We start from the raw sequence: 24106 nt of genomic DNA on the forward strand, positions 1-24106 counted from the left end.
CTTCCGGAGCGGCCCACGCAAGACGCGAAGACGCAAGGGTGAGGTTTCAAGCCTGTCCGGCGATTGAGGACGAGCCCGAAGGGCGACGGACCGAGCCGAAGCAGACCTACAGGGCCACGCCAAGCAACGCGTCGACGGCCCGCGACACCACCCCGGGCGCCCCCTCGTCCGTACCGCCCTCGGCATCCTGAAGACCGACCCAGCGATCGACGGCAGCCAGCGCGGCCGGCGCGTCCAAGTCGTCGGCGAGGGCCTCCCGCATCTCCTCGACGACCGTCTCTGCGGACGGCCCGTCGGGACGGGACACGGCCGCACGCCAGCGACCGAGCCGCTCCACGGCCTCCGTGAGGACGGAGTCGGTCCACTCCCAGTCCGCGCGGTAGTGGTGCGCGAGGAGGGCGAGGCGGATGGCCGCGGGGTCGACGCCGTCGCGCCGCAGCTTCGAGACGAAGACGAGGTTGCCCTTGGACTTGGACATCTTCGCGCCGTCCAGGGCGACCATGCCCGCGTGGACGTACGCCTTGGCGAAGGGGTACTCGCCGGTCAGCGCCTGGGCGTGCGAGGCGCCCATCTCGTGGTGCGGGAAGGCGAGGTCGGAGCCGCCGCCCTGCACGTCGAAGCCCATGCCCAGGTGGTCGAGGGCGATGGCCACGCACTCGATGTGCCAGCCGGGCCGCCCGCGCCCGAGGGAGGCGCCGTCCCAGCTCGGCTCACCGTCGCGGGCCGCCATCCAGAGCATCGGGTCGAGCGGGTTCTTCTTGCCCGGCCGCTCCGGGTCGCCGCCGCGCTCGGCCGAGAGCAGCTTCATGGCGGCCGCGTCGAGCCCGGACACCTCTCCGAAGTGGGGGTCGGACTCGACGGAGAAGTAGGTGTCGCCCTCCAGTTCATAGGCGGCGCCCATGTCCCGCAGGCGTTCGACGAGCGGCACGATGCCGGGTATCGCCTCGACGGCTCCGATGTAGTGCTGCGGCGGCAGGAGCCGCAGCGCGGTCATGTCCTCGCGGAACAGAGCGGTCTCGCCCTCGGCGAGCTCGACCCAGTCCTTGCCGTCGCGGTTGGCGCGTTCCAGGAGCGGGTCGTCCACGTCGGTCACGTTCTGGACGTAGTGAACCTGCCGCTTGGTGTCGAGCCACACGCGCTGTACGAGGTCGAACGCGTTGTAGGTCGCCGCGTGACCCATGTGGGTCGCGTCGTACGGAGTGATGCCGCAGACGTAGATACGGGCGACGGGACCGGGGTCGAGGGTGACGAGCTCACCGGTCGCGGTGTCGTGGATCCGGAGGTCGCGGCCCTTGCCGGGAAGGGCGGGGACCTCAGAAGCGGGCCAGGCATGCATGCCCTGAGCCTAACCGGACGGGGCGTCCGCATACGAGTGGGGATCATCAAATGCGCGTGCGGATCATCGCGGATCATCGAATGACGACAAAAAGGCGCCTGGGACCTGGCTCTACACGGGCGGCCAGGGGATCGCGGGCCACTCGCCGGACGGCTCCGGATGGCGCCCGGATTCCAGCAGGGACCCCACCCGCGCGCGCAGCGCCTCGATCTCCGCGGCCGTGAGGAGCGCCGCGAGCCGCTCGGCGAGGGCGGCGCCCTCCTTGAGCGCGTCCCGCAGGCCCCGGAGGACCTCGACGGCCTCCCCGGTCAGCGGCTCCCCCGCCCACCCCCACAGCAGCGTCCGCAGCTTGTCCTCGGCGTTGAAGGTGACGCCGTGGTCGATGCCGTAGAGGCGGCCGTCGGCGGCCAGCAGATGGCCGCCCTTGCGGTCGCCGTTGTTGATCACCGCGTCGAGCACGGCGAGCCGCCGCAGCCGGGCGTCGTCCGCGTGGACGAGCAGCGCGGTGCGCTCCTCGTCGACCTGGGCCCGGCCGACCGCCTTCCAGCCGTCATCGGGCTCGTCGGCGTCGACCAGGGCGAGCAGCGCCTCGTCCCCGGAGGGCTCGATCCACAGCTGGCACATGCCCTGGCCGTAGGGCCCGTCCCGCAGCACGGTGGGCGGTACGAGGTCCCAGCCCGTGGCCCGCGACACCTCGTACGCGGCGACCTCGCGCTGTGCGAGCGTGCCGTCGGGGAAGTCCCACAGGGGCCGCTCCCCGGCGACCGGTTTGTAGACGCAGGCGGCTTCCTCGCCCTCGTACGCGACCGTGCAGTAGAGCACGGCGTTCGAGGCCTCACGGATCTGCCCGCGCACGGTGAGTTCCCCGTGGGTGAGGAGCGTGACGGGGTCGGCGCTCACGCTCCCCGCCGGTATCCGTTCTGGCGCGGGCATACGTGTCCTTCCGGGTCGAGCGGGAGGCTGCACAGCGGGCACGGCGGGCGGCCCGCGTTCACGACGTCGAGGGCGCGCTTGGCGAAGGCGCGGGCCTGGGCCCCGGTGAGCCGCACGCGCAGCATCGGCGGGCCGTTCTCCTCGTCCTGGAGGAGCTTCTCCTCGGCTTCGGCGAGGTCGTCGTCGGAGTCGGCGTCCAGCTCGACGAGGGCCTGCGCCTCGACGATCATCCGCTCCTCCTCGCCGTCCCAGGCGAGCGCCATCGTGCCGACGCGGAACTCCTCCTCCACCGGGGAGTCGAGCGGCGCGCTGTCGGTGATCTCGGCGGGCGCCACGGCCGGTACGGCGGCGTTGCCCCCGCTGCGGCGGACGACCTCGTCGAGCAGTTCCTCCATGCGTTCGGCGAGGGCGGCCACCTGGGTCTTCTCCAGGGCGACGCTGGTCACCCGGACGCCGGCCGAGGCCTGCAGGAAGAACGTACGCCGTCCGGGCAGCCCGACCGTTCCCGCGACGAAACGCTCCGGGGGGTCATAGAGGAACACCTGACGGGACACGTCCTGTCTCCATTGGATCGACTGCGAGGGGGCTGTTTCCACTACCGGGGCCTGCTTCAGCCCGCTTCACCCTACTGCGGGGGACGATCACGGTGCGCCCGCACCGCCCCCCACGGTGGCGTCGCCGCCCGGCGGTTCCTCCCGGGGGGCGAGCGAGGCGAAGTCGCCGGTGTCCCCGAGACGCACGAGGAAGGGGCGCAGCCGGGTGTAGCGGATGGCGGTGACGGAGCAGGGCTCCACGGAGATGCGCTGGAACAGGTCGAGGTGCAGCCCGAGGGCCTCCGCGACGAGGGACTTGATGATGTCGCCGTGCGAGCACATCAGGTACACGGCGTCCTCGCCGTGCTCGCGCTCCACGCGCGCGTTCCACTCGCGCACCGCTTCGGCGGCCCGCGTCTGCATGGCCCGCATGGACTCGCCGCCGGGGAACGCGGCGGCGGACGGATGCTGCTGTACGACCTGCATCAGCGGCTCGTCGGCCAGCTCGGCGAGCTTGCGGCCCGACCAGTCGCCGTAGTCGCACTCCCCGATCCGGTCCTCGGTGTGCGCGTGGAGCCCGGGGCGGGCGGCGAGCAGCGGCGCGACGGTCTCGCGGCAGCGCTGGAGGGGGCTGGTGACGACCTCGGCGAGGGGCACGGCGGCCAGCCGGGCGGGCAGCGCGGCGGCCTGCGCGGCACCACGCTCGTCGAGGGCCACGCCGGGGGTCCACCCGGCGAGCAGACCCGCGGTATTGGCGGTGGAGCGTCCGTGCCGGACGAGGAGCAGCGTGGGCATGCGGTCCAGCCTAAGCGCCGAGGAAGTGATACCTCTGGGGTGACCGGGAACAATGCGCAGTGTGATTGTCGACTGTGCCATTTACCGCGAGGGGCACCGCAGCGAGGGCCCCCTCGACTTCTCCGATGCCCTCGACGAGGCGCGGACCTCCGACGAGGCGTTCGTCTGGATCGGTCTGCATGAGCCGACGGAGGCGGAGTTCGACAAGGTCAGCGAGGAGTTCGGTCTGCATCCGCTGGCCGTGGAGGACGCCCTCAAGGCTCATCAGCGGCCCAAGCTGGAGGTCTACGACGACTCGCTCTTCGTGGTCCTCAAGCCGGTCGTGTACGAGCCGGACAGCGACGCCGTCTCCTCCGGCGAGGTCATGATCTTCATGGGCGACTCGTTCGTGGTGACCGTCCGCCACGGCGAGGGCGCCCCGCTCGGCGTCGTACGCCACCGTCTGGAAGCCGATCCGGACGTGCTCAAACACGGTCCGACGGCGGTCCTGTACTCGATCGCCGACGCCTCCGTGGACCACTATCTGGAGGTCGCCGACGAGTTGCAGGCCGACCTGGAGGTCCTGGAGACGGAGGTCTTCTCCCCGGACGGCGGCGGCTCGCGCCACACGGCGTCCCGGATCTACAACTTCAAGCGGCAGATCCTCGAATTCCGCCGGGCCACCGGCCCCCTGTCGCTGCCGCTGGCACGCCTCTCCGGAGCGGGCCCCTTCGGGCCGGCCGTGCCCTTCGTGGACGAGACGGCGCAGCCCTTCTTCCGGGACGTCAACGACCACCTGACGCGCGTCAACGAATCGGTGGAGGGCCTGGACCGCCTGGTCTCGGACATCCTGTCCGCGCATCTGGCGCAGATGAGCGTGCGGCAGAACGACGACATGCGGAAGATCTCGGCCTGGGCGGCGATGGCGGCGGTCCCCACGATGATCGCGGGGGTCTACGGCATGAACTTCGACCACATGCCGGAGCTGCACTGGACTTGGACCTACCCGGCCGTGATCGTCCTGATGGCCGTCCTCGAAGTGGTCCTGTACCGCATGTTCAAACACCGGGGCTGGATGTAGCCCACGCCCGGACAGGCCCTAGGCGAATTCGGGCGCCGGGGCCGCGGGTCCGCCCAGGGCGTCGCGCCGCTCGGGCAGTCTCAGGGAGACCATGCGCCGCCAGCCGCCCATGCGTTCGTACGCGTACACCGCGTGGATGCCCGCGGCGAGCACCCTGCGCTTGGCGTGGGGCCAGGCCAGGATGTGCCCCATGCGCTCCATCACGGCGAGGCTCACGTCGCGGTGGATACGGATCTCGGCGAGCGCGCACTCGCGCAGGGTGCGCTGGATGGTGTCGCCGTGCCCGGCGGCGGCGAGGCGCAGCAACTCCTCGTGGCAGTACGCCAGGTGGTTGTCCTCGTCGTTCGAGATCATCCGCACCGCGCGGCCGATGTCCGGGTGGTCGGCGAAGTGCTTGAGCAGCAGCCGCATCTGCTCGGCGGCGCGCTGCTCGGTGACCCTGCTGTGCGCGAGGTACGTGACGATGTCCCGCACGGTCAGCGGCAGGTCGGACTTGAGCTGTTCGTGCGCGAGGCCGATGCCGTGCTTCTCCAGGAGCATCGTGTAGTCGGTCTCGTGCGGCACCTCGACGGGCCGCAGGCCGCGCTTCTTCATGAGCGCGTGGAAGATCCGGCCGTGCTTGTCCTCGTCCGCGCCATGCCGGGCGATCTTGGGCACGAGCGCGTGCTCGTCGTCCGGGACGAGCACGGCGATGCGGCCGTTCTCCCAGCCGCCCTGGGCCTCACCGCTGGCGGCGATGGAGCAGAAGAGCCGGAACGACTCGTCGTTGGCGAGGATCTCCTCGAAGACACCTCTGGCCGACAGCATCACTGGCACCTCCATGCCCCGGTACGTCCCTGTGCGCAAACGTTCGCGAAGAACGAGTCAAGTGCGAGGTTCGTCCCGGAGCAACAGATGTACCGGCCGCCTCCGCCGAACGAACGACGGCGACTGCGGCCATCAGGCCGTAACCGAGGGGCCGCGTGAGGCGTTGTGCCCCGTGACGGCCGTGGCGGGGAAGACCCCCCGAGCCCCCACCACGGCCGCGGAAACCTCCCTCTCGCGTTACGCGAGACCGGCGCGCTCCAGCGCCTCGGTGCCGGCCCGCAGCGCGGCGATCCGCTCCTCCAGCGTGAAGCCGGCGGGCGACAGCGTGAGCGTGGTGACACCGGCCGCCGCGTACGCCTGCATCCGGTCGGCGATCCGCTCCACGGAGCCGAGCAGCGCCGTCGAGTCGATCAGCTGCCGCGGGATGGCGGCTGCCGCGCCCTCCTTGTCGCCCGCCAGGTACTTGTCCTGGATCTCGGCGGCCTCCTTCTCGTACCCCATGCGCCGCGCGAGCTGGTTGTAGAAGTTCTGCTTGGGGCTGCCCATGCCGCCGACGTACAGCGCGGTGTAGGGCCGGAACATGTCCGCGAGGGTGTCGAGCCGGCTGTCCTCGCCGAGCGCGATCGGCAGCGTCGGGACGACGTCGAAGCCGTCCATGGTCTTGCCGGCCTTCTCGCGCCCGGCGCGCAGGTGGCGCAGCGCGGTCTCCTCCAGGTGCTCGGCGGCCGGGAAAATCAGCAGGGCGCCGTCGGCGATCTCGCCGGTCTGCTCCAGGTTCTTCGGGCCGATCGCGGCGATGTACAGCGGGATGTGCTCGCGCTGGGGGTGGACGGTCAGCTTGAGGGGCTTGCCGGGGCCGCCGGGCAGCGGCAGCGTCCAGTGCTCGCCCTCGTGGGTGAGGCGTTCGCGGGCCATCGCCTTGCGGACGATGTCGACGTACTCGCGCGTGCGGGCCAGCGGCTTGTCGAACTTCACGCCGTACCAGCCCTCGGAGACCTGCGGGCCCGAGACACCGAGACCGAGGCGGAACCGGCCGCCGGAGAGCGAGTCGAGGGTGGCGGCCGTCATCGCGGTCATCGCGGGCTGCCGGGCCGGGATCTGGAAGATCGCGGATCCGATGTCGATGCGTTCGGTCTGCGCGGCCACCCAGGAGAGCACCGTCGCGGCGTCCGAGCCGTAAGCCTCCGCCGCCCAGCAGACCGCGTAACCGAGCTTGTCCGCCTCCTTGGCGACCGCGAGGTTGTCCGCGTCCATCCCGGCGCCCCAGTAGCCGAGGTTGATCCCGAGCTGCATGGCCGATCCCCTAACCGCTGTACTCATGAGTAACGTCCCTGTGCGGGGACTGTAGCGCGCGCCCACCCGATCCGTCAGGGGCCGCTCGGTTCCCCTCACGAGTGGCCGGGTTCTCCACAGTCGCCGGTTTGTCCACAGGCCCGCCCGCCGCCGGGGCCCGGCCAGTAATCTCAGCGCCCATGGAGCAGAGGCATCTCGGCCGGACCGGCCTGCGTGTGTCCCGGATCGGACTCGGCACCCTCACCTGGGGCCACACGGAGGAGAGCGACGCCGCCGATCTGTTGAAGGTGTTCTGGGAGGCGGGCGGCACCCTCGTCGACACCGCCGATGTGTACGGCGACGGGGAGAGCGAGTATCTGCTCGGGCGCCTGGTCGAGCGGCTCGTGCCCCGGCGCGATCTGATCATCGCCACCAAGGCGGGCAGCGTGCCCGACCCCGTGCGGCGCTTCGACGGCTCGCGGGGCCATCTGCTCTCCGCCCTCGACGCCTCCCTCGCCCGCCTCGGCACGGACTACGTGGACCTGTGGCAGGTGCACGCCTTCGATCCGGCCACGCCCCTGGACGAGACCTTGCAGGCCCTCGACATCGCGGTCAGCAGCGGCCGCGCCCGCTATGCCGGGGTCTCCAACTTCTGCGGCTGGCAGCTTGCCAAGGCCGCGACCTGGCAGCTGGCCATGCCTGGCACGCGCACCCGCATCGCCAGTACGCAGATGGAGTACTCCCTGCTCCAGCGCGGCGTCGAGCGCGAGGTGCTGCCCGCCGCCGTCGACCTGGGCATCGGCCTGCTGCCCTCCTCCCCGCTGGGCCGGGGAGTGCTCACCGGCAAGTACCGCCACGCCACTCCCGCCGACTCGCGCGGCGGCTCCGACCACATGGCGCCCTTCGTCGCGCCCTACCTGGACGATGCGGCGGGCCACATCGTCGAGGCCCTCGCGACGGCCGCCGACGGGCTCGCGGCGACCCCGCTCCAGGTCGCCCTCGCGTGGGTGCGGGACCGCCCGGGAGTGACGGCCCCGATCGTCGGCGCGCGCAACGCGCAGCAGCTCACGGCCGCGTTGTCAGTGGAGACCCTTAGTCTTCCTGACGAGATCTGCCAGGCGCTCGACGATGTGTCGGCGCCCGTGCACCGCTATCCCGATCACGACTGGAGCACGCTGTGAGTACGGAACCCGCCGCCGCGGAGGAGCCCGAGGCCGAGGTCGAGACCGACGCCGAGGTCGGGGCCGAGCGGGACTCCGGGGCCGAACCGGAGGGCGAGACCGCCACCGCGGAGCCCACCGAGACCGCCGAGGTTACTGAGACCGCCGAGGGTACGGCCGAGAGCCCCGCCGAGGGTAAGGCCGAGCTGTCCGAGGCCGAGGCGGAGATCGCCGCGCAGCGGGAGTTGCGGGAGCGCATCGAGCAGCGCAAGGCCTCGAAGGAGGGGCCGATCGAGGCCGGGACGAAGCTCAGCGGCACGGCTGCCGATCTGCTGGCCGCCGTGCGCGCCGTGGAGAGCGGCGAGAAGCCCGTCGCCAGCGCCTTCCGGGAGCCGGAGCCCGCGCGCCGCAGGCCCGCGCCGTCGCCCGCCCAGGAGCCCGTGCGCCCGCGGCAGCCGAGGGTGGCGGAGCCCGCGCGGGAGGCCGTCGAGGCGGTCGCCGCCGTGCTCGCCGAGGGAGGCGCCCCTGCCGCGCTCGCCGCGCCGACGGTGGCCGCGCTCGGCGAGGGCGCCGATGAGCAGTTGCGTGCGGACCCCTGGCAGTTGCTGCGGGTCGCCGGGGTCCGCCCGGAGCAGGCCGACGGGTTCGCCAGGGCGCTGCTCGGCTCCGCGTGCGGGCCCGACGACGAGCGCAGGGGCAGGGCGATCACCGTCTGGCTCCTCGAACAGGCGGCCCTCGCGGGGCATACGGCGCTGGACGTGCCGGCGCTGACCGCGGCGCTGGGGCAGCGCGCGGTGCCGGATCCGGACGCCGCGGTCCAGAGCGCCCTGGCCGAGGGCGACGCCCTGGTCTTCCAGGACGCCCTCGAAGGGGCCGAGGTGCCGGTCCAGCGCTCGGACGACGCGAGCGCGCGGGACGGGGAGGAAGGCGAGGAGGGCGGTGAGGGCGCTGACGGCGAGCAGGAGCGCCCGGTCCGCGTCCTGATCGGTCTCGAGCGGTACGCCATGGCGGAGGAGAGCCTCGCCGACGGTCTCGCCCGGGTCATCAACTCGCTGCCCAAGGAAGGCGGCCCGGGCCCCGAGGCCGCCGAGTGGGAGGCCGCGGCGGCGCGGGCGTCCGGCTCCACCGCCGAGCTGATCCGCGCCGCCGCCGGGCACGGCCTCGTGCTGCACTCCGGGGGCGAGGCGGCGCGCGCCGAGCCCGCCGCGCTGGTGACGGCGGCCGCGGCGCTCGGCCTGCGGGTGTGCGCCGCCGCCCACAGCACCGACGGGCGGCGCCGCCTGGCGCAGGCGACCGGTCTGGACGAGGCGGCCGTGACGGTGGCGGGGCTGCTCTCCGGGGAGCAGGGCCCGGGGCGTGACGCCGACGGCGCCCTCGCGCTCGACCTCCTGGTGGTCCTGGACGCCCCGCAGCTGGACGTGGAGACCGCCGCGATGCTGGTGGAGTCCCTGCCGGACGGCGCCCGTCTGGTCCTCAGCGGCGACCCGGGCGTGCTGTGGTCGGCGGGCCCCGGGCGGGTCTTCGCGGACCTCGTGGCCGCCCGCTGCTGCCCGCAGATCGTCTCCCGCACCCCGGACCCGGGCCCCCTCGGGGAGCTGACGTCCGGCATCGGCATCGGCGAGCTGAACCAGGTCGAGGCGCCGGGCAAGGAGGTCGTGCTCGTCCCGGTGCGCGACGCCGCCGAGGCGATCCACCGCACCGTGCAGCTCGTCGCCGACTCGGTGCCGCGGGCGATCGGCGTGCCCGCGGAGCAGACGCAGGTCATCACGCCCGGGCACGGCGGCGCCGCGGGCACCCGTGCACTCAACGCCGCGCTGAAGGAACGGCTGAATCCGGGCCCCGGCCGGTTCGGCGGCTTCGACCCCGGCGACCGGGTCGCCCACGTCCCGGCGGCGGGCCGCACGACGCTCGGCCGTGTGGTGCGGGCCGACGCGGAGGGGCTGCACCTGGCGTGCGGCGGCGCCCCCGTCCTCGTACGCAAGGAGCGGGTGGAACAGGAGGTGCGGCACGCCTGGGCGCTCACGGCGCACCAGGCGACGGGGCTGCGCTGGCCCGCGGTGGTCGTGGTGCTGCCCGGCGACGCGGCACAGTCGCTGACCAGGCCATGGGTCTACACGGCGTTCAGCCGCGGCGAGCGGCACCTGTCGGTCGTACAGGGCGTCGAGCAGGCCCTGCCGCGGGCGGTGGCGGAACGCCCGTGGAAGGACCGCACGACCCGCCTCCGGCCCCTGCTGCGCCCACAGGTGCCGTCGACGACGTGAGCGGGGCCGGCGCCCTCGGGCGGGCGCCCTGTGCGGAACCCGTCCCGTGGCCGGACGGGCTGAGCAGGGCCTGCCCGACAGGCGGACGGCCTTCGCGGGGCTCGCGCCCTGGGGCGGGCGGCCTGAACGGGACCCGTCCCGTGGCCGGACGGCCTGAGCGGGGCCTGCCCGTCAGGCGGACGACCTGAGCGGGACCCATCCCGTGGCCGGACGGCCTGAGCAGGGCCTCCCGTCGGGCGGACGACCTGAGCGGGGCCCGCGCCCTGGGGCGGGCGGCCTGAGCGGGATCCGTCCCTTGGCCGGACAGCCTGAGCAGGGCCTGCCGTCAGGCGGACGGCTTGAGCGGGACTCGCGCCCTGGCCGGACGGCCTGCGCAGGGCCCACCTCCTCGGCCGGACGACCTGGGCGGCGCCCGCGCCCTCGGCCGGACGGCCTGAGCGGGATCCTTCCCCTGGCCGGACGGCCTGAGCGGGCCCCCGCAGACGGACGACCCGAGCGGGGCCCGCGCCCTCGGCCGGACGACCCGAGCGGGACCCGCCCCCTGGCCGGACGGCCTTGGTGGGGCCCACCCCTCCGCCACGAAAGCAGGCGCGCCGCCCCGGTGAGGGCGGCGCGCCTGGAAGTGGGCTTGGGCGGTGGCCGTCAGCGGCCGGCGCCTCGGAGGCCCGGGCCCGTGCCGCCGACCTCGCCGGCTCCGCCTGCCCCGTCCGTGTCATCGGTCACGTCGGTCACGTCGATCTCCTCGATCTCGTCGAGGGGCACCGGCACGTCCGGGTCGATGTCGGGGTCCGCGTCGAGGCCGTCAAGCCCTTCGTCGTCCAGTTCGTCGTCGAAGACCGCGCTGACGTCGAAGCGGCACACCACGCGGTGCGGGTCGGCCTGGTCGAAGGGGGCGTCGAGCCACTCCCCCGGCTCCGCGGGGGTGTCCGCCGCGGTGACCCAGAGCGTGGAGTCGCCTTCCTCCAGACCGAACTCCTTGTGCCGTGAGGCGATTTCGTCCGGTTCGAACTCACCGAAGAGGACACCGAGCGCGCCATGCACCGTATCGGCCGGACCGGCACCGCCCTGCCCGCCCGTGTCGATGTCGGCGACCCGCTGGGCCTGGGCGAGGAGCCGCTGCGGCTCCGCCACGGCGTAGTCGCGGCGGATCAGCACGCTCAGGGCGTTGGCCTCGTCCGGGCCCTGGTACGGCGGCAGCGCGTCCTCGGTGCCGGGGATCTCGAAGGGGGTGACCTCGTCGTAGCGGTCGTAGAGGAGTTCGTCGTACTCCTCGGCGGCCGCGGCGAGTTCGTTGAACGCCTCGTACACGGCCGGATCGTCCTCGCCCGACCTGCGTTCGACCGCGGCCAGGTGGCGGTCGAGCGCGGTCTTGACCGCCTCGGCGGCGGCACGTACCTCGGCAGCGGTGGGCTGCGCAGCATCAGACATAGTGCAGACGCTATCCGTACCGGGCCCATGCCCGCACAATAGATGCGATGCCGGAATACGAATTTGTCGACGTGTACGTACCGCGCGGGGTCACCCGCAAGGAAGCCACACGTCTGCTGACGGACCACGCTGAGTACGGACACTGGGAGTTGGACCGCCTGAGTCTGCACCCCGACGGCAGCCGCAGAGTGCGGCTGAGGCGGCGGATCATCCGCCAGGTGCGGGCCACCTGGTGAGCCCGGAGAGGCCCGGCTGAGCCGCCGGGCCCGGACCGACGGAGAGAAGAACGGAGCGGGCCCCGAGACCACGGGGCCCGCTCCGTTCCGCCGCTGTCGGACACGGGGGGCTCAGGCGGACGCCCGCGCCCTCCGGTAGAGCACGGCGCCCGCGAGCAGGACGCCCGCGCCGGCCGGCAGCGCGATGCCGATGGGCAGCGAGCTGCCGGTCTCCGCGAGCTGCGGGGTCCCCTTGGGCTGGGTGACGGTCTGCGTGCCCGGATGGTTCGGCTTCGCGTGGTCGCCCGGCTCGTGCGGCTTGCCCGGCTTACCCGGCTTACCGGGGTTCTCCGGCTTACCGGGGTGTTCCGGCTTACCCGGCTTGCCCGGCTCCTCCGGCTTCCCCGGGTGCTCCGGGTCCGTCGGGGGCTTCTCGTGGCCCGGCGGAGTCGTCTTGCCGGATTCGTTGGCGCAGTTGTTGCCGGTGGCCGGGTTGGCGAGGCCGACGACGGTGACGCTGTTGCCACAGACGTTGACCGGGACGTCCACCGGGAGCTGGACGTTGTTGCCGGAGCCCACGCCGGGAGAGCCGCTGGTGTGGCCCTCGGCCTTGGCCCCGCCGCCGGGCTTGTGCGGACCGCCGCCGCCCTTGCCGGACGCGTTGACGCAGTTGTTGCCCGCCGCGGGGTTGAGGAGCCCGACGACGTTGACGGTGTTGCCGCACACGTTGACGGGGATGTCGACGGGAGCCTGGACGGAGTTGCCCGACAGCACGCCGGGCGAGTTCGAACTGCCTCCCTGGGCGGTCGAGTCCGCGTGTGCGTAGCCGCCGGTCGCGGCGAATACGCCGGTCGCGGCCGCCACGGTGATCAGGCCTTTGCGCGTGACCTGTCGCATAGCTGTTCCCTGCCTTTTACCTTCCGAAGTACGTACGGACGTGCTCGCCCGGACGTGGAATGCCCGTCGGCCCCGGAGCGCATGGCGTGCGCTCCGGGGCCGACGGACTCAGACCCTCAAGGGGTGAGGCACAACGTCACTTGTTGATGCAGGTGTTGCCGAAGGCGGGGTTCAGCAGCCCGATCACGTTGACCGTGTTGCCGCAGGCGTTCACCGGAATGTGCACGGGCACCTGGATAACGTTGCCCGACGCGACACCGGGAGAGTTCACGGCGGCACCCTGGGCACCGGCGTCGGCAGTGGCGATGCCCGCGCCGGCGAGCACCAGACCACCAGTGGCAGCCGCAGCAGCGACGACCTTCTTGATCATTATTCCTCCTAGTTGGCAATGCAGTCCCAGCCGCGGACTGCACCACCTGTAACGAGGAGGGGGGTGGAGGGCTACGACCCGAGGGCTCCTTTCACTCTTCTCAGGCACATACGTACGCGCTGACGATTATTGGAGAGTCGTTTTTTTCGGCACGCGAAGCGGGCGTTTTCCGCTCCGATCGCGGCCGATTGCCGTCAGGAAGCGTCGATGAAACGGTCGAGGACGCGGACCCCGAACTTGAGACCGTCCACCGGCACCCGCTCGTCGACGCCGTGGAACATGCCCGCGAAGTCCAGCTCCGGCGGCAGCTTCAGCGGTGCGAAGCCGAAGCCGCGGATGCCGAGGTCGTCGAAGGACTTGGCGTCCGTGCCGGCGGAGAGCATGTACGGAACGGCGCGGGCGATCGGGTCCTCGGCCCGCAGGGCGGTCTGCATGGCGTCGACGAGCGCGCCGTCGAAGGTCGTCTCCAGCGCCTTGTCGGCGTGCACGTCCTCGCGCTTGACGTTCGGGCCGAGGATGCGGTCCAGGTCGGCGAGGAACTCCTCCTCGTAACCCGGCAGGTAGCGGCCGTCGACGTGCGCGGTGGCCTGGCCGGGGATCACGTTCACCTTGTACCCGGCGCCGAGCTGCGTGGGGTTGGCGGTGTTCTGGAGGGAGGCGCCGATGAGCTTGGCGATGCCGCCGAGCTTGGCGAGCGTCTCGTCCATGTTCTCCGGGTCCAGCTCGGTGCCGAGCGCGTCGCCCAGCTCGTCGAGGAAGTGCCGGAGCGTCTTGGTGACCCGCACCGGGAACTTGTGCCGCCCGAGGCGTCCGACGGCCTCGCTCAGCTCGGTGATCGCGTTGTCCCTGTGGATCATCGATCCGTGGCCGGCGGTGCCGTCCACGGTCAGCTTCATCCAGTGCATGCCCTTCTGGGCCGTCTCGACGAGGTAGAGGCGCAGGTTCTCGTTGACGGTGAAGGAGAAGCCGCCGACCTCGCTGATCGCCTCCGTGCACCCCTCGAAGAGGTCGGGGTGGTTGTCGACGAGGTACCGCGCGCCGTACGTGCCGCCCGCCTCCTCGTCGGCGAGGAAGGCGAGGACGATGTCGCGCGGGGGCTTGCGGCCGCTGCGCATCCGCTCCCGGACGACCGCGAGGGTCATCGCGTCCATGTCCTTCATGTCGACGGCGCCCCGGCCCCAGACGCACCCGTCCGCGATCTCCCCGGAGAACGGGTGGTGCGTCCAGTCCATGGCGTTGGCCGGTACGACATCGGTGTGGCCGTGGATGAGCAGCGCGGGCCTCGACGGGTCCTCGCCCTCGATCCGCGCCACGGTGGAGGCCCTGCCGGGATGGGACTCGAAGATCTTCGGCTCCAGACCGACCTCGGCGAGCTTCTCGGCGACGTACTCGGCGGCCTTGCGCTCTCCCGGGCCCGAGTGGTCGCCGTAGTTGCTCGTATCGATCTGGATCAGTTCGCGGCAGAGGTCGACGACCTCGTCCTCACCGGTGACGGCCTTGCCCGTGCTGGACCCGCTCACGCTGGGCTCCTCCCGCATTCGCTGCTGGTGGTCCCCCTCATCCTCCCTCTCCCGGGCTCCGCGCCCAAGGCCGGGCGGGTGTCGTCATCCGCAGTTCACAGGCGTGCCGGGGGGTGATCGAGTGCCCCGGGAAGCCTGGTAATGTTCTCTGTGTCGCCGCGGGGAACACCCCGCGAGGACAGACACCTGGTCCGGGTGGCGGAATGGCAGACGCGCTAGCTTGAGGTGCTAGTGCCCTTTAACGGGCGTGGGGGTTCAAGTCCCCCCTCGGACACCAGCAAGACCCCAGTTCATCTGGGGTCTTTTGCTTTTCTCGGGGGCGGGGCAGCCAATTAGCTTCCCTCGGCTTCCTTGGCCGCTCGCCGGAACTCAGCCGCTACGTGAGACAGCGGCGGCCGGTCATGGGGCTCATAGCTCAGCATGGCGTCGATCACCGACCCGAACGGGGCAGGCAGATCGAACGGACGGCGCTTGTTGTCCACCACGGCCTGACGCTGCACCGGTCGTTCCGCGTCGTCCGGGTAGACCATCGCTCTCTTGCCCGTGGCAGCGATGAGCAGCGACGCCCCGAGGGCGTACACGTCGGCACTGGGAGACGGGACGGCCGTACCGGTGGCTAGCACGTTTCGGGAAATCTCCGGTGCCTCGTAGTGGACCAGACACCCTGGATAGGGGAAGTCGTACGCACCTTTCACTTGGCCGCCCCGGGCGAAGGCCAGATCGATCAGCCGTACGCCGTCCTCCTCACCGGTCACGATCAGATGGGCGGGCTGGATGTCACCATGACACCAACCGTCGCTGTGGAGCCGGCCCACGGCTTCCGCGCATTCCGCGGCCGTCAGATAGTCGATGGGGGCGGACGCGTCGCTCCTGTGCCCGGACCACAGGGGCCACAGGCCATCGCCGTCGCACCAGGGCTGAACGCTCCATGTGCCTCGTTCCCATGTGCCGTAAGCGACATGCGGTCGTCCCAGCGCGTGCAGCACGGACGCTTCACGCGCAGGCGCCAGAGCGGTGTACCCCCGTTCCTCATCAATGGGGGCTCCGACCTTTACGGCGACGCGTCCATGTCCCCTCGACTCCGCTTCCCACACCGTCGATCCACGCCGCTCAGCAACCACCCGCGAAGCCACGGGCTGAACAACGCCGAGCACCTCGCTCGGCATCGTCGTCTCAGTCACGTTGGTCGTCCTCTCCGAAACGCGAAGGACCGGTCCCTGGGGCAGGGACCGGTCCACTTGCTGGTGCCGGATCCCTACGCGGTGACGTAGGGCCTCCCGTCGTCACTGTCGCACTGGGACACGCCACCTTCCACGACGGCCCAGAACTTGTCCTGCACGACGTACCCGGCATCACGGATCGCCGCCTTGGTCTCCGCCAATGAGGCTGCCGGACGTCCGCCACGCTCCGGGTGTGGGTTGTGGTGCAGGAAGCGGCCCGCGATGCGGTCGAAGAGGTCGTGCGACTCCCGCGTGTGAAGCAGGATCGCGTGTACGCCACGGTCCACCGCTTCGGACGGCATGAGCGGGTCGCCCGCGTGAACGGCCACCGCGCCGTAGTAGGCCAACGCCTGATCGAGGATGCCGGGGGCGTGCTTCGGGTCCGCCTTGAACTGCGGGTCGTTCACCATGAACAGGACGATGCGTGCGAAGGTCTCTCCGTCGACCAGGGATGCCCCGGTCCTGTACTCCACTGCTGTGGCCATGCTGGAACCTCCGTCTAGGGAAGAACGGTCGGTGGTCTCCGGGTGCGGCTCGTGCTTCGACGTCACGTTGTGATGATTGCCGAGCACCACAGGTCATCGCGACGTCGAACAAAGCGTCGGAGCGATGTCCGTTGGGGCGTCAATTAGGTGTCATTCCATCGGTGTTGGGGCTAGCGTGGTCTTATGACAGCCACGGTGTTGGCCCCGAACGACACGCTGCGAGCGGTACGGCTCTCCATGCGCATGAGCCAGGAAGAGTTCGCCAAAGCCCTGCGCAAAGCGGGTGATGATCTCGGAGAGCCCAACGACGCCAGCAAGCGACTCGTGCAGCGCTGGGAAGGGGGCCAGAGCAAGTCCCCCCGCGCGGCGTACGTTCGCGCTCTGGAGCATGTCACGAAGCGCCGTATCGAAGACCTCGGGTTCACACTGTCTGTCATGGCACGAGTGCACGACGATGGAGCAGGGGGCCACGACATGGACCCGGCACCCGAAGGTGTGGCAGCCGCATCCGGCGACCTGGATACGGCGACGGAACCCGCAGGGCAGTACAGCGGCGTATGGCTCTCCCGCTACGAGTACTACTCGTCCGGCCGAGACAGCACGCACGAGGGCAAGCACTACGTAGTGATCGTTCAGACGGGAACCCGGCTGACAGCCCGGAGCCTGCCGGGAGCGAGCAGTAACCCGGACAGCCCCATCTCCATCGACCTCACCCTTGACCAATCCGTGGTGACTGGTACGTGGACGGAACAGACGGCCTCGGATGGCTACTACCAAGGGGCTCGCTATCACGGAGCGATTCAGATGTTGGTGGAGCCGACCGGGCGCCGCATGGCCGGGAAATGGATTGGGTTCGGGAAGGACTTCGATGTGAACACCGGCCCCTGGGAGCTGCGGCTCATGGACCCGTCCACCGGTAAGGCCACGCTGGAGCGGTACAACCGCCCTCCTGAGTAGGGTTGGGCACGTGACCAGCGCAGGACCAAAGACAAGGCCCCAGTTCGATGAACTGGGGCCTTCTTCGTGGTCAGGAGCCGTCGCCGTCCCGCGTGGTCAGTTCCCTGAGGGCGATGTTCAGGCGCAGGACGTTCACCCGCGGCTCCCCCATGAAGCCGAGGCTCCGTCCGTCGGTGTTCTCGTCGACCAGCTTCTGGACCCGGGCCACGCTCACGTGGTTCCTCTCCGCCACGCGGTGCACCTGGAGGTCCGCGTAGGCCGGGGAGATGTGGGGGTCCAGGCCCGAGCCCGAGGAGGTGACCGCGTCGGCGGGGACGTCGGAGGGGGTGAGGCGGTGGGTCGCGGTGGAGTTGTCCTTGATGATCGCCGCCTTGGCGTCCCTCACCTGCTTGATGAGGTCCTTGTTGGCGCCCGACAGGTTCGTCGCGCCGGACAGGAGCAGCTTGTACTGGGTGTTGACGCTGTTCTCGCCCAGGCCGTTGGAGGGGCGCGGCTGGAACCACCTCAGGTCGGGGGTGGGGGTGGTCTGGCCCTTCTCGAGGGGGAGGTCGTAGCGCTGGGCGATGAGTTCGGAGCCTACGACCTTGCCGTCGGACGTGATCTCGGAGCCGTTCGCCTTGGCGTGGAAGAGGGTCTGGGCCACGCCGGTGACCGTGAGCGGGTAGAGGACGCCGCAGATGACGGTGAGGACCAGCAGGGCGCGCAGGCCCGCGCCGAGCAGGCGGGCGGTGTTTCCTACGGAGTTGTTCATGGTCGCGTCAGCCGATTCCGGGGATGAGGGAGAGGAGTACGTCGATGACCTTGATGCCGATGAACGGGGCGACGAGTCCGCCGAGGCCGTAGACGCCGAGGTTGCGCCGGAGCATCCGGTCGGCGCTCATCGGGCGGTAGCGCACGCCCTTCAGGGCCAGCGGCACGAGCGCGACGATGATCAGGGCGTTGAAGATCACCGCCGAGAGGATCGCGGACTCGGGTGACGACAGGGCCATGATGTTGAGCTTGTCCAGCGACGGGTACGCCACCGCGAACATCGCCGGGATGATCGCGAAGTACTTCGCGACGTCGTTGGCGATCGAGAAAGTCGTCAGCGCGCCCCGCGTGATGAGGAGTTGCTTGCCGATCTCGACGATCTCGATGAGCTTGGTCGGGTTCGAGTCGAGGTCGACCATGTTGCCGGCCTCCTTGGCGGCCGACGTACCCGTGTTCATCGCCACGCCCACATCCGCCTGGGCGAGCGCGGGCGCGTCGTTCGTGCCGTCGCCCGTCATCGCCACCAGCTTGCCGCCGGCCTGCTCGCGCTTGATCAGTGCCATCTTGTCCTCGGGCGTGGCCTCGGCGAGGAAGTCGTCCACGCCCGCCTCGTCCGCGATCGCCTTGGCGGTCAGCGGGTTGTCGCCGGTGATCATGACGGTCTTGATGCCCATGCGGCGCAGTTCGTCGAAGCGTTCGCGCATGCCCTCCTTGACGACGTCCTTGAGGTGGATCACCCCGAGGACCCGGGCGCCGTCAGCGTCCTCCAGAGCCACAAGCAGCGGCGTGCCACCAGCCTGGGAAATGGCGTCGGTGAGTTCCCGGGCATCCTTCGCGACCTCTCCCCCGCGCTCCTCGACCCAGGCGATGACCGAACCGGTCGCGCCCTTGCGGACCTTGCGGCCGTCCACGTCCACGCCCGACATGCGGGTCTGTGCCGTGAACTCCACCCACTCGGCGCCGGTCAGCTCGCCCTGGTGGCGCTCGCGCAGGCCGTACCTCTCCTTGGCGAGCACGACGATGGAGCGGCCCTCGGGTGTCTCGTCGGCCAGCGAGGAGAGCTGGGCGGCGTCGGCGACCTCGGCCTCGGTGGTGCCGCGTACCGGGACGAACTCGGCGGCCTGGCGGTTGCCGAGCGTGATCGTGCCGGTCTTGTCCAGGAGCAGGGTGGAGACGTCGCCGGCTGCCTCGACGGCCCGGCCCGACATGGCGAGGACGTTGCGCTGGACCAGGCGGTCCATGCCCGCGATGCCGATCGCGGAGAGCAGCGCGCCGATGGTGGTCGGGATGAGGCAGACGAGCAGCGCCGCCAGGACGATCAGCGAGGTCTGGTCGTCGGCCCCGGCGTAGATCGCGAAGGGCTTCAGGGTCACCACCGCGAGCAGGAAGACGAGGGTGAGGGAGGCCAGGAGGATGTTCAGGGCGATCTCGTTGGGCGTCTTCTGGCGGGCCGCGCCCTCGACGAGGTTGATCATGCGGTCGATGAACGTCTCGCCGGGCTTCGTCGTGATCTTGATGACGATGCGGTCGGAGAGGACCTTCGTGCCGCCCGTGACGGCCGAGCGGTCGCCGCCGGACTCGCGGATGACGGGGGCCGACTCGCCGGTGATGGCGGACTCGTCGACGGAGGCGACGCCCTCGACCACGTCACCGTCGCCGGGGATGATGTCGCCCGCCTCGCAGACCACGAGGTCGCCGACGCGCAGCTCGGTGCCGGGGACGTTCTCCTCGGCGCCGCCGGTCAGGCGGCGTGCGACGGTGTCCGTCTTGGCCTTGCGCAGGGTGTCGGCCTGCGCCTTGCCGCGGCCCTCGGCGACGGCCTCCGCGAGGTTGGCGAAGAGGGTGGTCAGCCAGAGCCAGACGGTGATCGCCCAGCCGAACCAGTCCCCCGGGTCCTTGACGGCGAGCACGGTGGTGACCACCGAGCCGATCAGGACCACGAACATGACCGGCGACTTGACCATGACGCGCGGATCCAGCTTGCGGAAGGCGTCGGGCAGGGACTTCAGCAGCTGGGCGGGGTCGAAGAGGCCCGCGCCGACCTTGCCCTCGTCGCCCTGCCGGTGGCCGCCGGGCAGGTCCTGGTGGGGTGCGCGGGTCGCGGTGGCGGTCCTTCCCGCGCCCGGTCGGTCCGCGTCCGGTCGGTCCATCTCTTGCCTCTTGGTGTGTGTGCTCATGACGCCAGCCCCTCGGCGAGCGGTCCCAGCGCGAGCGCGGGGAAGTAGGTCAGACCGGTGATGATCATGATGGTGCCGGCCAGCAACCCGGTGAAGAGCGGCTTTTCGGTGCGCAGGGTGCCCGCGGTCTTCGGGACCGGCGTCTGCTCGGCCAGCGAACCGGCGAGCGCGAGGACGAAGACCATCGGCAGGAAGCGGCCGAGCAGCATGGCGAGGCCGATCGTGGTGTTGAACCAGTCCGTGTCCGCGCTCAGGCCGCCGAAGGCCGAGCCGTTGTTGTTGGCCCCGGACGTGTAGGCGTACAGGATCTCGGAGAAGCCGTGCGCCCCGGAGTTGAGCATCGAGTCCTTGGGCGTGGACAGTGCCATCGACACGGCGGTGAAGCCGAGGACGAGCGCCGGGGTGACGAGGATGTAGCAGGCCGCCAGCTTGATCTCGCGGGTGCCGATCTTCTTGCCCAGGTACTCCGGTGTGCGGCCGACCATCAGGCCCGCGATGAACACCGCGATGATCGCCATGACGAGCATGCCGTAGAGGCCGGAGCCCACGCCGCCGGGTGCTATCTCGCCGAGCTGCATGCCGAGCATCTGGATGCCGCCGCCGAAGCCGGTGTAGGAGGAGTGGAAGGAGTTGACGGCGCCGGTGGAGGTGAGGGTGGTGGCCACCGCGAAGATCGACGAGCCGCCGATCCCGAACCGGGTCTCCTTGCCCTCCATCGCCCCGCCGGCCAGGTCGAACGCCGGGCCGCCGTGGTGGAACTCGGTCCACATCATCAGCGCGGTGAAGCCGAGCCAGATCGTCGCCATCGTGGCGAGGATCGCGTAGCCCTGCCGGATCGAGCCGACCATCCTGCCGAAGGTGCGGGTCAGCGCGAAGGGGATGACGAGGATCAGGAAGATCTCGAAGAGGTTCGAGAAGGGGGTCGGGTTCTCGAAGGGGTGGGCCGAGTTGGCGTTGAAGTAGCCGCCGCCGTTGGTGCCGAGGAGTTTGATGACCTCCTGCGTGGCGATCGCACCGCCGTTCCACTGCTGGGTGCCGCCCAGGAACTGGCCGACCTCGTGGATGCCGGAGAAGTTCTGGAGCACGCCGCAGGCGACCAGGACGAGCGCGCCGAGCACGGAGATCGGCAGCAGGACGCGGACGACGCCGCGCACCAGGTCGGCCCAGAAGTTGCCCAGCTCACCGGTGCGGGACGGGGCGAAGCCGCGTACGAGGGCCACCGCCACGGCGATCCCCACCGCCGCCGAGACGAAGTTCTGCACGGCGAGCCCGGCGGTCTGCACGACGTGGCCCATGGCCTGTTCGCCGGAGTACGACTGCCAGTTGGTGTTCGCCACGAACGAGGCCGCGGTGTTGAAGGCCTGGTCCGGGTCGATGGACTTGAAGCCGAGCGAGCCGGGCAGTGCGCCCTGGAGCCGCTGGAGCAGGTAGAGGAAGAGGACGCCGGCCGCGGAGAAGGCGAGGAGGCCGCGCAGGTACGCGGTCCAGCGCATCTCCGAGTCGGGGTCGGCGCCGATGGCCTTGTAGATCCACTTTTCGGCGCGCAGGTGTTTCTTCGAGCTGTAGACGCGGGCCATGTAGTCACCGAGAGGGCGGTACGCCAGGGCGAGGGCCGCGATCAGGGCGAGCAGTTGGAGCACGCCGGCAAGGACGGGGCTCATATCCGTACTCAGAACCTCTCCGGAAAGACGAGGGCGAGGACGAGATAGCCCAGGAGGGCGACGGCCACGATCAGGCCGACGACGTTCTCGGCGGTCACAGCTTCGTCACCCCCTTGGCGACAAGTGCCACCAGCGCGAAGACCGCGATCGTGGTGGCGACGAAGGCCAGGTCGGCCATCGTGAGCTCCTGAGGAAGTGGATGGATGAACTACTTGGTCGGACCGTTCGAGGAAACCCCTGTTCAGGGCGGTTTCGGTCGCCGTTGACGCCGTCCATACGGCGTCAACGGGCGTCTTGACGGGTCTCTTACGAACGCCACGCGAGGGTGAGGGCAAGGCGAGCTACGCGATGCGGAAGGGCAGGCGGCAGATGGCCGCGCCGGTGTCCTTGCGCACCGCGTGGGCCACCACCGCGCCGCGCTGGTTGCGCAGGACGCGCTGCCAGGCGCGGGCCGGCTCGGCCTCGGGGATCAGGACGGTGACGCGGGTGTGGGGCTCGGCGGCCTCGATGGCGCGTACGTAGGCGGCGATGGGGCGGCCCAGGGTGCGCCGGCCGGAGGGCAGGCGGATCAGGTCCACGCCCGGGTCCCACAGCGCCCAGTCCCGCTCCAGGGCCTCGGCCTGGGCGCGGTCCTCCGGGTCGGCGTGGCAGACGGTCACCGCGCGCACCTCGTCGCCCAGCGAGACGGCGGCGGTCAGTGCCTCGCTGGTGAGGCGGGAGAGGGAGGAGACGGGGACGACGACCAGGGAGCGCGCGCGGTGCGGGCACTCGGGGACGCGGCCGAGGCCCAGGCTCTCGCCGATGTCGGCGTAGGCGCGGTGGATCTTCTCGAAGGCGGCGACGAGCAGCGGCAGGGCGACGACGATCAGCCAGGCGCCGTCGTGGAACTTGGTGGCGGTGACGACGACCGCGCAGACGCCGGTGAGGAGCGCGCCCATGCCGTTGAGCACGGCCTTGCCGCGCCACCCGGGACCGCGCTCGCGGCGCCAGTGCACGACCATGCCGGTCTGGGCGAGGGTGAAGCCGACGAAGACGCCGATCGCGAAGAGCGGGACGAGGGCGTTGGTGTCGCCCCCGGAGAGGACGAGGAGGGCGGCGGAGACCCCGGCGAGAGTGAGGACGCCGTGCCGGTGGACCTGGCGGTCGGCCTTGAGGGCGAAGACGTGCGGCAGGAAGTTGTCGCGGGCGAGGAGTTTCAGGAGTACGGGAAGACCGCCGAAGGACGTGTTCGCGGAGAGGGCGAGCAGGGTCATCGTCGCGAACTGGACGACGTAGAAGGCGGCGTTGTGGCCGAGTGAGGCGTCCGCGAGCTGGGCGAGGACGGTGACGCCCGCCACCGGCTGGAGGTGGAAGCGGGAGATCAGCACCGCAAGGCCGATCAGCATGACGCCGAGCACGGCCCCGAGCGCGATCTCCGCGTGCTGGGCGCGCTTGGCGCGCGGGGTGCGGAAGGACGGCACGGCGTTGGCGATGGCTTCGACGCCGGTGAGCGCGGAGCAGCCGGAGGCGAAGGCCTTGAGGAGGAGCAGGGCGCCGACGGTGGTGGCGTTGTCGGCGACGACGGAGGCGTGGCCCTGCGCGGCCTCGGTGCTGACGGGCGCCGAGCGGAAGAGGCCGACGGCGATGAGGGTGAGTATCGCGAGGACGAAGACCGCGGTGGGCGCGAGGAAGATTTTCGCGGAGTCGGCGATGCCGCGCAGATTGACCGCGGTCAGCAGGGCGAGGACGGCGAGGCAGATCCAGAGCCGGTCGCCGTAGAGGGCGGGGAAGGCCGAGGTGAGGGCGGCGACGCCCGCGGTGACGGCGACGGCGACGTTCAGGACGTAGTCCAGTACCAGGGAGGCGGCGGCCACCAGGCTCGCCCGGCGGCCGAGGTGGGTCTTGGCCACGGCGTAGGAGCCGCCGCCGTCGGGGAAGGCAGCGATCACCTGGCGGTAGGAGGCGACGAGGACCGCGAGCAGGGCGGCGATGGCGAGGGCCACCGGCAGGGTGAAGCCGAGGCCGTGGCCTCCGGCGGCGGCGAGCACCAGGACGATGGCCTCGGGGCCGTAGGCGACGGAGGCCATCGCGTCCAGGGAGAGCGCGGCGAGCCCGGTGAGCGCCGTGAGCCGGTGGCGCTCGCCGGTGTCCGGCGGGTCCTCGTCGCGAGGGGCGACTGGCGGCCGGCCGCCGCTAGGGGCGCTCGGCTCATGGTGGCCAGGGGTGGCCGTCGACTCGCTGGTCAGGGCGGACATGCGTACTCCTTCTGGAGCCCGGACAGGTCCGCTCA

At 71.0% G+C, this 24106-nt stretch carries 22 protein-coding genes and 1 tRNA gene; 6 read left to right on the forward strand and 17 right to left on the reverse strand.

Features of this window, described 5'->3' with window-relative positions; translation table 11 throughout:
- Positions 1-106 precede the first annotated feature (106 nt).
- The 4 genes from mshC to DMA15_RS06745 all read right to left on the reverse strand — a co-directional run bounded on the left by mshC (position 107) and on the right by DMA15_RS06745 (position 3597).
- A complete protein-coding gene (gene mshC / locus DMA15_RS06730; protein WP_125511739.1) occupies positions 107-1336 on the reverse strand; it encodes a cysteine--1-D-myo-inosityl 2-amino-2-deoxy-alpha-D-glucopyranoside ligase in 1230 nt (409 codons plus the stop codon).
- A 111-nt stretch (positions 1337-1447) separates the two neighbouring features.
- Positions 1448-2269: an SCO1664 family protein gene (locus DMA15_RS06735; RefSeq protein WP_125511740.1), complete on the reverse strand. Its 822-nt coding sequence runs from the start codon at positions 2267-2269 to the stop codon at positions 1448-1450.
- A complete protein-coding gene (locus tag DMA15_RS06740) occupies positions 2233-2823 on the reverse strand; it encodes a DUF3090 domain-containing protein (RefSeq protein WP_125511741.1) in 591 nt (196 codons plus the stop codon). Before DMA15_RS06740 ends, DMA15_RS06735 begins: the two co-directional genes overlap by 37 nt.
- An 87-nt stretch (positions 2824-2910) precedes the next feature.
- Positions 2911-3597, reverse strand: coding sequence for a histidine phosphatase family protein (locus DMA15_RS06745; protein ID WP_125511742.1), 687 nt, complete (start codon positions 3595-3597; stop codon positions 2911-2913).
- A gap of 61 nt (positions 3598-3658) precedes the next feature.
- Between DMA15_RS06745 and corA the strand changes: the two genes are divergently transcribed.
- The gene (gene corA, locus DMA15_RS06750) at positions 3659-4657 is read left to right on the forward strand and encodes a magnesium/cobalt transporter CorA (RefSeq protein WP_164551923.1); all 999 of its coding nucleotides are present in this window, start codon (positions 3659-3661) and stop codon (positions 4655-4657) included.
- An 18-nt stretch (positions 4658-4675) separates the two neighbouring features.
- On the opposite strand, the gene DMA15_RS06755 is transcribed toward corA, so the two are convergent.
- Positions 4676-5464 carry a ferritin-like domain-containing protein gene (locus DMA15_RS06755; protein ID WP_125511744.1) on the reverse strand — a complete coding sequence of 263 codons (789 nt, stop codon included), beginning with the start codon at positions 5462-5464 and terminating at the stop codon, positions 4676-4678.
- Between the two features lie 237 nt (positions 5465-5701).
- Positions 5702-6757, reverse strand: coding sequence for an LLM class F420-dependent oxidoreductase (locus DMA15_RS06760; protein ID WP_125511745.1), 1056 nt, complete (start codon positions 6755-6757; stop codon positions 5702-5704).
- A 179-nt stretch (positions 6758-6936) separates the two neighbouring features.
- Here DMA15_RS06760 and DMA15_RS06765 point away from each other — a divergent pair, with 179 nt between their 5' ends.
- Together DMA15_RS06765 and DMA15_RS06770 are read left to right on the forward strand one after the other, a co-directional pair.
- Positions 6937-7917 carry an aldo/keto reductase gene (locus DMA15_RS06765; protein ID WP_125511746.1) on the forward strand — a complete coding sequence of 327 codons (981 nt, stop codon included), beginning with the start codon at positions 6937-6939 and terminating at the stop codon, positions 7915-7917.
- Positions 7914-10157 (forward strand): helix-hairpin-helix domain-containing protein, encoded by a 2244-nt coding sequence (locus tag DMA15_RS06770; RefSeq protein ID WP_240659695.1) that lies wholly within the window; start codon positions 7914-7916, stop codon positions 10155-10157. The genes DMA15_RS06765 and DMA15_RS06770 overlap by 4 nt, the downstream gene beginning before the upstream one ends.
- A 642-nt stretch (positions 10158-10799) precedes the next feature.
- Here the strand turns inward: DMA15_RS06770 and DMA15_RS06775 are convergent.
- Complete coding sequence (locus DMA15_RS06775; protein ID WP_125511748.1) at positions 10800-11585, reverse strand: hypothetical protein; 786 nt, start codon at positions 11583-11585, stop codon at positions 10800-10802.
- A 47-nt stretch (positions 11586-11632) separates the two neighbouring features.
- Between DMA15_RS06775 and DMA15_RS06780 the strand changes: the two genes are divergently transcribed.
- The gene (locus DMA15_RS06780; protein WP_030778823.1) at positions 11633-11821 is read left to right on the forward strand and encodes a DUF5703 family protein; all 189 of its coding nucleotides are present in this window, start codon (positions 11633-11635) and stop codon (positions 11819-11821) included.
- Positions 11822-11932: 111 nt separating this feature from the next.
- Here the strand turns inward: DMA15_RS06780 and DMA15_RS06785 are convergent, their stop codons facing one another.
- The 3 genes from DMA15_RS06785 to DMA15_RS06795 form a co-directional block, all read right to left on the reverse strand.
- Positions 11933-12697 (reverse strand): chaplin, encoded by a 765-nt coding sequence (locus DMA15_RS06785; protein ID WP_125511749.1) that lies wholly within the window; start codon positions 12695-12697, stop codon positions 11933-11935.
- A gap of 136 nt (positions 12698-12833) precedes the next feature.
- Complete coding sequence (locus DMA15_RS06790; protein ID WP_125511750.1) at positions 12834-13067, reverse strand: chaplin; 234 nt, start codon at positions 13065-13067, stop codon at positions 12834-12836.
- 194 nt (positions 13068-13261) lie between these two features.
- The gene (locus tag DMA15_RS06795; RefSeq protein WP_125511751.1) at positions 13262-14605 is read right to left on the reverse strand and encodes a M20/M25/M40 family metallo-hydrolase; all 1344 of its coding nucleotides are present in this window, start codon (positions 14603-14605) and stop codon (positions 13262-13264) included.
- Between the two features lie 171 nt (positions 14606-14776).
- Here DMA15_RS06795 and DMA15_RS06800 point away from each other — a divergent pair.
- Positions 14777-14864: transfer RNA gene (locus tag DMA15_RS06800), tRNA-Leu, on the forward strand.
- Positions 14865-14919: 55 nt separating this feature from the next.
- Here DMA15_RS06800 and DMA15_RS06805 read toward each other — a convergent pair.
- Positions 14920-15768 (reverse strand): protein kinase, encoded by an 849-nt coding sequence (locus DMA15_RS06805; RefSeq protein ID WP_240659696.1) that lies wholly within the window; start codon positions 15766-15768, stop codon positions 14920-14922.
- A gap of 74 nt (positions 15769-15842) precedes the next feature.
- Positions 15843-16292 (reverse strand): hypothetical protein, encoded by a 450-nt coding sequence (locus DMA15_RS06810; RefSeq protein ID WP_125511752.1) that lies wholly within the window; start codon positions 16290-16292, stop codon positions 15843-15845.
- Positions 16293-16475: 183 nt separating this feature from the next.
- On the opposite strand from DMA15_RS06810, the gene DMA15_RS06815 reads away from it, so the two are divergent.
- Positions 16476-17249, forward strand: coding sequence for a helix-turn-helix domain-containing protein (locus tag DMA15_RS06815; RefSeq protein WP_125511753.1), 774 nt, complete (start codon positions 16476-16478; stop codon positions 17247-17249).
- Positions 17250-17319: 70 nt separating this feature from the next.
- Here DMA15_RS06815 and DMA15_RS06820 read toward each other — a convergent pair whose 3' ends face one another.
- From DMA15_RS06820 to DMA15_RS06840, 5 genes are all read right to left on the reverse strand, one after another.
- Positions 17320-18000: a potassium-transporting ATPase subunit C gene (locus tag DMA15_RS06820; RefSeq protein WP_125511754.1), complete on the reverse strand. Its 681-nt coding sequence runs from the start codon at positions 17998-18000 to the stop codon at positions 17320-17322.
- 7 nt (positions 18001-18007) lie between these two features.
- Complete coding sequence (gene kdpB / locus DMA15_RS06825; RefSeq protein WP_125517366.1) at positions 18008-20149, reverse strand: potassium-transporting ATPase subunit KdpB; 2142 nt, start codon at positions 20147-20149, stop codon at positions 18008-18010.
- 23 nt (positions 20150-20172) lie between these two features.
- Positions 20173-21837: a potassium-transporting ATPase subunit KdpA gene (gene kdpA / locus DMA15_RS06830; RefSeq protein WP_125511755.1), complete on the reverse strand. Its 1665-nt coding sequence runs from the start codon at positions 21835-21837 to the stop codon at positions 20173-20175.
- A gap of 8 nt (positions 21838-21845) precedes the next feature.
- Entirely contained in the window at positions 21846-21935 is a 90-nt protein-coding gene (kdpF, locus tag DMA15_RS06835) for a K(+)-transporting ATPase subunit F (RefSeq protein ID WP_037896654.1), read from the reverse strand.
- Positions 21936-22178: 243 nt separating this feature from the next.
- Complete coding sequence (locus DMA15_RS06840) at positions 22179-24071, reverse strand: APC family permease (protein WP_125511756.1); 1893 nt, start codon at positions 24069-24071, stop codon at positions 22179-22181.
- Between the last annotated feature and the right edge of the window lie 35 nt (positions 24072-24106).

The sequence above is a fragment of the Streptomyces sp. WAC 01529 genome (genome assembly GCF_003945545.1).
Classification (GTDB): domain Bacteria; phylum Actinomycetota; class Actinomycetes; order Streptomycetales; family Streptomycetaceae; genus Streptomyces; species Streptomyces anatolicus.

What these genes read in the sequence shown, in the direction of transcription:
- DMA15_RS06840 (WP_125511756.1), bottom strand. Translation starts at nt 24,071, where the DNA reads ATGTCCGCCCTGACCAGCGAGTCGACGGCCACCCCTGGCCACCATGAG.
- DMA15_RS06820 (WP_125511754.1), bottom strand. Translation starts at nt 18,000, where the DNA reads ATGAACAACTCCGTAGGAAACACCGCCCGCCTGCTCGGCGCGGGCCTG.
- DMA15_RS06785 (WP_125511749.1), bottom strand. Translation starts at nt 12,697, where the DNA reads ATGCGACAGGTCACGCGCAAAGGCCTGATCACCGTGGCGGCCGCGACC.
- DMA15_RS06735 (WP_125511740.1), bottom strand. Translation starts at nt 2,269, where the DNA reads ATGCCCGCGCCAGAACGGATACCGGCGGGGAGCGTGAGCGCCGACCCC.
- DMA15_RS06780 (WP_030778823.1), top strand. Translation starts at nt 11,633, where the DNA reads ATGCCGGAATACGAATTTGTCGACGTGTACGTACCGCGCGGGGTCACC.
- DMA15_RS06775 (WP_125511748.1), bottom strand. Translation starts at nt 11,585, where the DNA reads ATGTCTGATGCTGCGCAGCCCACCGCTGCCGAGGTACGTGCCGCCGCC.
- DMA15_RS06790 (WP_125511750.1), bottom strand. Translation starts at nt 13,067, where the DNA reads ATGATCAAGAAGGTCGTCGCTGCTGCGGCTGCCACTGGTGGTCTGGTG.
- DMA15_RS06765 (WP_125511746.1), top strand. Translation starts at nt 6,937, where the DNA reads ATGGAGCAGAGGCATCTCGGCCGGACCGGCCTGCGTGTGTCCCGGATC.
- DMA15_RS06795 (WP_125511751.1), bottom strand. Translation starts at nt 14,605, where the DNA reads ATGCGGGAGGAGCCCAGCGTGAGCGGGTCCAGCACGGGCAAGGCCGTC.
- mshC (WP_125511739.1), bottom strand. Translation starts at nt 1,336, where the DNA reads ATGCATGCCTGGCCCGCTTCTGAGGTCCCCGCCCTTCCCGGCAAGGGC.
- DMA15_RS06760 (WP_125511745.1), bottom strand. Translation starts at nt 6,757, where the DNA reads ATGCAGCTCGGGATCAACCTCGGCTACTGGGGCGCCGGGATGGACGCG.
- DMA15_RS06755 (WP_125511744.1), bottom strand. Translation starts at nt 5,464, where the DNA reads ATGCTGTCGGCCAGAGGTGTCTTCGAGGAGATCCTCGCCAACGACGAG.
- kdpB (WP_125517366.1), bottom strand. Translation starts at nt 20,149, where the DNA reads ATGGACCGACCGGACGCGGACCGACCGGGCGCGGGAAGGACCGCCACC.
- DMA15_RS06745 (WP_125511742.1), bottom strand. Translation starts at nt 3,597, where the DNA reads ATGCCCACGCTGCTCCTCGTCCGGCACGGACGCTCCACCGCCAATACC.
- DMA15_RS06815 (WP_125511753.1), top strand. Translation starts at nt 16,476, where the DNA reads ATGACAGCCACGGTGTTGGCCCCGAACGACACGCTGCGAGCGGTACGG.
- kdpA (WP_125511755.1), bottom strand. Translation starts at nt 21,837, where the DNA reads ATGAGCCCCGTCCTTGCCGGCGTGCTCCAACTGCTCGCCCTGATCGCG.
- DMA15_RS06810 (WP_125511752.1), bottom strand. Translation starts at nt 16,292, where the DNA reads ATGGCCACAGCAGTGGAGTACAGGACCGGGGCATCCCTGGTCGACGGA.